The sequence below is a fragment of the Phenylobacterium sp. genome (genome assembly GCF_037138395.1).
Classification (GTDB): domain Bacteria; phylum Pseudomonadota; class Alphaproteobacteria; order Caulobacterales; family Caulobacteraceae; genus Phenylobacterium.
This window is the reverse complement of record NZ_JBAXIM010000173.1, coordinates 1-4,856: the sequence shown is the minus strand read 5'-3', so window position 1 is coordinate 4,856 and position 4,856 is coordinate 1. Positions and strand designations below refer to the sequence as shown.

Below are 4,856 nucleotides of genomic sequence, written 5' to 3'. Positions count from 1 at the left end.
ACAGCGGCATAGGTCGCCGGGGTGCGGGTCAGGGCGTAGGCCAGGGCATCTTCCGCTCCGCGGACCAGGGCCGAGGAGGCCCGGCCCTTGCGGTACCCCTCCGAGAGGTCCCCGGCCCGGCGCGCAAGGTCCTCCCGCGGCCGGCCCTCCAGGCGCAGGTTGATCGCGACCCTCAGGGCCGCCGGGAGGGCGGGGTCCAAGCTGGCCTCAGCCCTGCCGGTTCTGCACCAGGTCGTCGACCACGGCGGGATCGGCGAGGGTGGTGGTGTCCCCGAGGTTTGACAGGTCGTTCTCGGCGATCTTGCGCAGGATCCGGCGCATGATCTTGCCCGAGCGCGTCTTGGGCAGGCCTGGGGCGAACTGGACGATGTCGGGCGCCGCAAAGGCCCCGATCTCGCGCCGGACCCAGCCCTTGAGGTCGGCCTGAAGGACGTCGGTGGGGGTCACGTCCGCGTTGAGGGTCACGAAGCAGTAGACCCCCTGACCCTTGATGTCGTGCGGGTAGCCGACCACTGCGGCCTCGGCCACGTCGGGGTGAGCGACCAGGGCGCTCTCGATCTCTGCCGTACCCAGCCGGTGGCCCGAGACGTTCAGGACGTCATCCACCCGCCCGGTGATCCAGTAATAGCCGTCCTCGTCCCGCCGGCAGCCGTCGCCGGTGAAGTACTTGCCAGGATAGGTGGAGAAGTAGGTGTCGATGAACCTCTGGTGGTCGCCATAGACCGTCCGCATCTGGCCGGGCCAGGAGTCGGTGATGCAGAGGTTGCCGCTGACTGCGCCGTCCAGGACCTTGCCCTCAGCATCGACGATCTGGAACTTCACCCCCGGCAGCGGGCGGGCGCAGGAGCCGGGCTTGAGGTCGGTGGCGCCCGGCAGGGGCGAGGCCAGGCAGGCGCCGGTCTCGGTCTGCCAGTAGGTGTCGACGATGGGGCAGCGGCCGTCGCCCACCACCCGGTGGTACCAGAGCCAGGCGTCGGGATTGATGGGCTCGCCCACCGTGCCGATCAGGCGCAGGGAGGCCCGCGAGGTCGCCTTCACCGGGCCCTCGCCGTCACCCATCAGGGCCCGGATCGCTGTCGGGGCGGTGTAGAAGATCTCGACCTTGTGCTTGTCCACCACCCGCCAGAAGCGGGAATTGTCGGGCCAGGTGGGCACGCCCTCGAAGATCAGGCTGGTCGCTCCGTTCGCCAGGGGGCCGTAGACGACATAGGAGTGGCCGGTGACCCAGCCCACGTCGGCGGTGCACCAGAAGACCTCGCCGGGCCGGTAGTCGAAGACTAGTTCATGGGTGTGCGAGGCCCAGACCAGGTAGCCGCCCGTGGTGTGCAGGACGCCCTTGGGCTTTCCTGTCGACCCCGAGGTGTAGAGGATGAACAGCGGGTCCTCGGCATTCATGGGCTCGGGGTCGCACTGGTCGGACACCGTTCCCTTGACGTCCGAATAAAAGACGTCCCGGCCGGCGGCCATGGGCACGTCGGCCCGGGTGCGGCGGATCACGATGACGTCCGCCACCTGGGGGCAGTCCACCAGGGCCTCGTCGACATTGCGCTTCAGGGGGATGACCTTACCGCCCCGCAGGCCCTCGTCGGCGGTGATGACGATGCGGCTGTCGCAGTCCTGGATGCGCCCGGCGATGCTGTCCGGCGAAAAGCCCCCGAAGATCACGCAATGTACCGCGCCGATCCGGGCGCAGGCCAGCATGGCCACGGCCGTCTGGGGGATCATTGGCAGGTAGATCGTGACCCGGTCGCCCTTCTTCACGCCCCTGGACTTGAGGACGTTGGCCATCCGGCAGACCTCGGAGAGGAGCTGGCGGTAGGTGAGGGTGGTCCCGTTCTCGCCGTCGTCCGTCTCCCAGATGAGGGCGACCTGGTCGCCCCGCGCAGGGATGTGCCGGTCAAGGCAGTTGACCGAGACGTTGAGCACCCCGTCCTCGTACCAGCGGACGCGGAAGTCCTCGCGGTGGAAGGAGGCGTCCTTGGTGCGGGTCGGTGGCCGGATCCAGTCGAGGCGGCCGGCCAGTTCCCGCCAGTAGCCGTCGGGATCGGACTCCACCCGCGCCAGGGCGGCGGCGTAGCCTTCCGCCGTCATCAGGGCCTTCTTTGCCCAAGCCTCGGGAACCGGGAACACTCCACCTTCGCTCATGCCCTGTCTCCTTCGCGGTCATCGTTGGAAAGCTAGTAGAGCGGCGGCGCGGCGGGGGGAAGCGGCGGGCCGCGGATTTTCACGCCGCCTTGCGTCCTGCGCGCCCGTCGCTAGCGTGTCGCCAACCGCTCCGGAGATCCCCATGCTGCTGCACCTGTCGACCTGGCCCGAGATCGAGGCCCAGCTGAAGCGTTCCACGGCGATCGTCGTCCCGATCGGCTCCAACGAGCAGCATGGCCCGACAGGCCTCCTCGGCACGGACTGGCTGTGCCCGGAGATCATCGCCCACGAGGCCCAGAAGGACGCCGACCTCCTGGTCGCCCCGACCTTCAACATCGGCATGGCCCAGCATCACCTGGGCTTCCCCGGCACCATCTCCCTGAGGCCCAGCACCTTTATTGCGGCGATCGGCGACTGGTGCCGGAGCCTCGCCGTCCATGGTTTCACCCGGATCTACTTCCTGAACGGCCACGGCGGGAATGTCGCCACCATCGAGGCGGCCTTCTCGGAACTCTATGCCGAGGCCAGTTTTGCGAAGCGCCCGCGGGGCTTTTCCCTGAAGCTGCGCAACTGGTGGGACCTGCCCGGGGTCCACGCCCTGGCGAACCGGCAGTTCCCCACAGGGCATGGCAGCCACGCCACGCCCTCCGAGATCGCAGTCACCCAGTGGGCCTATCCCGACGCCACCAAGACCGCCAACTACGCGCCCCAGATCGCCCTCACCGGCCCGATCCGCGAGGCGGCGGACTTCCGCGCCCGCTATCCAGACGGCCGGATGGGCTCCGACCCGGCCCAGGCCACGCCGGAAAAGGGCGGGGAGCTTGTGAAGCTGGCCGCCGAGGGCCTGGTGAAGGAGGTCGCTGCCTTCGCCGCCGAGGTCTCGCCCGCGGGCTGAGGGCTCAGGCCGTCTCCACCCAACCCGAGCGCACGGCGACGGGCCAGGGCGTCAGGCGCTCGCCGGCGCAGGGCCCGGCGGTGCAGACCCCGTCCCCCAGGCGAAAGACGGCGCCGTGGGCGGCGCAGAGGATCCGGTCCCCTGTGCGGGTGAGGTAGCGGTCGTCCATCACCGCCAGGGGCCAGCCATTGTGGGGGCAGGAATCGACCCAGCCCCGCACCTCGCCGCCCTCGCGCACCAGGAAGGCGGCGAACAAGGCGTCTCCCGCCCGGAAGCGGAAACCGCGGGCCCCTGGATCGGCCAGTTCACCCAGGGCGCAGAGCCGGATTCCCGGCTGCGGCGTTGCGGGATTGTCCGCCTGCGGAGGCCGCATCAGAGGGTGCCGATGCTCGCCTTGAAGGCCGTCACCTGGACCGAGGCGAACAGGCCGGCTGTTTGGTAGGGATCGCCCAGGTTGAAGCCCCGGGCGTCCTCCAGGCTGTCGGCCTCCAGGATCAGGAGTGAGCCAGCCATGTTGCCGGCCTCGTCCAGCAGGGGGCCAGCTACCTTCAGCCGGCCAGTGAAGCCCCGGGCGTAGGCCAGGTGGGCCTCGCGGTTGGCCAGCCTGAGCTCCAGGCTGTTCGGCTTGTCGTTGCAGACCAGGACATAGAGGCCCATGGGCGCGGTTCCTTTCAGGTTTCAGCGTTCGGACTTGAGGGGGCGGGAGAGGAGGCCGGTGATCGCCGCCTCAACCCCGACCTCGCCCGCGAGGATAGCGGCGACAGCCTCGCATATGGGGGCCTCGACCCCGATCCGGGCCGCCAGTTCGCGCACGGCCGGGGCGGAGGCGACGCCCTCGGCCACCGAGACCTTGCCGGCCAGGGTGGCCTCGAGGGACTGGCCCTGTCCGAGGGCCAGGCCGACGCTCATGTTCCGGGACTGGGGCGAAGAGCAGGTCAGGACCAGGTCCCCCAGGCCGCAGAGGCCGGCGACGGTCTCGGCCCGTCCGCCCAGGGCCACGGCCATCCGGGTCAGCTCGGCGAAGCCCCGGGTGATCAGGGCGGCGTGGGCCGAGCGTCCCAGGCCCCGCCCCTCGGAGACCCCACAGGCGATGGCCAGGACATTCTTCACCGCTCCGCCGACCTCGGCTCCCACCATGTCGGTGGCGGCGTAGGGCCGGAAACCGGGTCCGGCCACAGCCCGGGCCAGGGCGGTACCCAGGGCTTCGTCCGGGCAGGCCAGGGTGATGGCAGTCGGCAGGCCCCTGGCCACCTCGGCGGCGAAGGAGGGACCCGACAGGACCGCCGCCCGCGCATCCGGCAGGGTCTCGGCCAGGACCTCGGTCATGAGCTTCAGGGAGCCCTGCTCTATCCCCTTGGCGCAGAGGACCATGGGGGTCCCGGCGGAGACAACGGGGGCGAAGGCCCGCAGGCTCGATCGCAGGTGCTGAGCTGGCGTCACGTTGAGGTAAAGGTCCCGCCCGGCCAGGTCCTGGGGCTGCGACACGGCGCGGATCCCCGCATCCAGCATCACTCCCGGCAGGAAGGTCCGGTTCTCCCGGTGGACATTGACGTCCTCTGCCACCTCGGGCTCCCGGGCGTAGAGGGCGACGTCCAGGCCCGCCCGGGCGCAGACCAGGGCCAGTGCCGTGCCCCAGGCACCGGCGCCGATCACGCCGACGGTCCGGAACATCTCGCTCATGCCTTGGCTCCCTTTCGGCCAGGACGATGGGTGGGCCGCGCCGCCGCCGCTGCCGGGTCGAGGGGCCAGCGGGGCCGGGCCGGGGCGGACAGGGGATCGGGCAGGCGCAGGGCCAGGCGCTCGGCGCCGGCCAGGG

6 protein-coding genes and 1 pseudogene are annotated in these 4,856 nt (G+C 70.6%); 1 reads left to right on the top strand and 6 read right to left on the bottom strand.

Features of this window, described 5'->3' with window-relative positions:
- Both WCJ52_RS11540 and acs read right to left on the bottom strand, forming a co-directional pair.
- The coding region (locus WCJ52_RS11540; RefSeq protein WP_336903456.1) for a hypothetical protein at positions 1-200 on the bottom strand (200 nt) is incomplete at its 3' end.
- 7 nt (positions 201-207) lie between these two features.
- Positions 208-2,145, bottom strand: coding sequence for an acetate--CoA ligase (acs, locus tag WCJ52_RS11535; RefSeq protein WP_336903455.1), 1,938 nt, complete (start codon positions 2,143-2,145; stop codon positions 208-210).
- A 142-nt stretch (positions 2,146-2,287) separates the two neighbouring features.
- On the opposite strand from acs, the gene WCJ52_RS11530 reads away from it, so the two are divergent.
- A complete protein-coding gene (locus tag WCJ52_RS11530) occupies positions 2,288-3,040 on the top strand; it encodes a creatininase family protein (protein WP_336903454.1) in 753 nt (250 codons plus the stop codon).
- Between the two features lie 4 nt (positions 3,041-3,044).
- Here WCJ52_RS11530 and WCJ52_RS11525 read toward each other — a convergent pair whose 3' ends face one another.
- From WCJ52_RS11525 to WCJ52_RS11510, 4 genes and pseudogenes are all read right to left on the bottom strand, one after another.
- The gene (locus WCJ52_RS11525; protein WP_336903453.1) at positions 3,045-3,413 is read right to left on the bottom strand and encodes a Rieske (2Fe-2S) protein; all 369 of its coding nucleotides are present in this window, start codon (positions 3,411-3,413) and stop codon (positions 3,045-3,047) included.
- Positions 3,413-3,697: a YciI family protein gene (locus WCJ52_RS11520; protein WP_336903452.1), complete on the bottom strand. Its 285-nt coding sequence runs from the start codon at positions 3,695-3,697 to the stop codon at positions 3,413-3,415. Before WCJ52_RS11520 ends, WCJ52_RS11525 begins: the two co-directional genes overlap by 1 nt.
- Positions 3,698-3,718: 21 nt before the next feature.
- Positions 3,719-4,720: an NAD(P)H-dependent glycerol-3-phosphate dehydrogenase gene (locus WCJ52_RS11515; RefSeq protein ID WP_336903451.1), complete on the bottom strand. Its 1,002-nt coding sequence runs from the start codon at positions 4,718-4,720 to the stop codon at positions 3,719-3,721.
- Positions 4,717-4,856, bottom strand: a pseudogene (locus tag WCJ52_RS11510) (tRNA (adenosine(37)-N6)-threonylcarbamoyltransferase complex transferase subunit TsaD); the annotation flags it as partial. The gene WCJ52_RS11515 and the pseudogene WCJ52_RS11510, both read right to left, overlap by 4 nt.

Excerpts from the sequence above, each read along its gene's own strand:
- WCJ52_RS11520 (WP_336903452.1), bottom strand. The coding sequence starts at position 3,697 with ATGGGCCTCTATGTCCTGGTCTGCAACGACAAGCCGAACAGCCTGGAG.
- acs (WP_336903455.1), bottom strand. The coding sequence starts at position 2,145 with ATGAGCGAAGGTGGAGTGTTCCCGGTTCCCGAGGCTTGGGCAAAGAAG.
- WCJ52_RS11515 (WP_336903451.1), bottom strand. The coding sequence starts at position 4,720 with ATGAGCGAGATGTTCCGGACCGTCGGCGTGATCGGCGCCGGTGCCTGG.
- WCJ52_RS11525 (WP_336903453.1), bottom strand. The coding sequence starts at position 3,413 with ATGCGGCCTCCGCAGGCGGACAATCCCGCAACGCCGCAGCCGGGAATC.
- WCJ52_RS11530 (WP_336903454.1), top strand. The coding sequence starts at position 2,288 with ATGCTGCTGCACCTGTCGACCTGGCCCGAGATCGAGGCCCAGCTGAAG.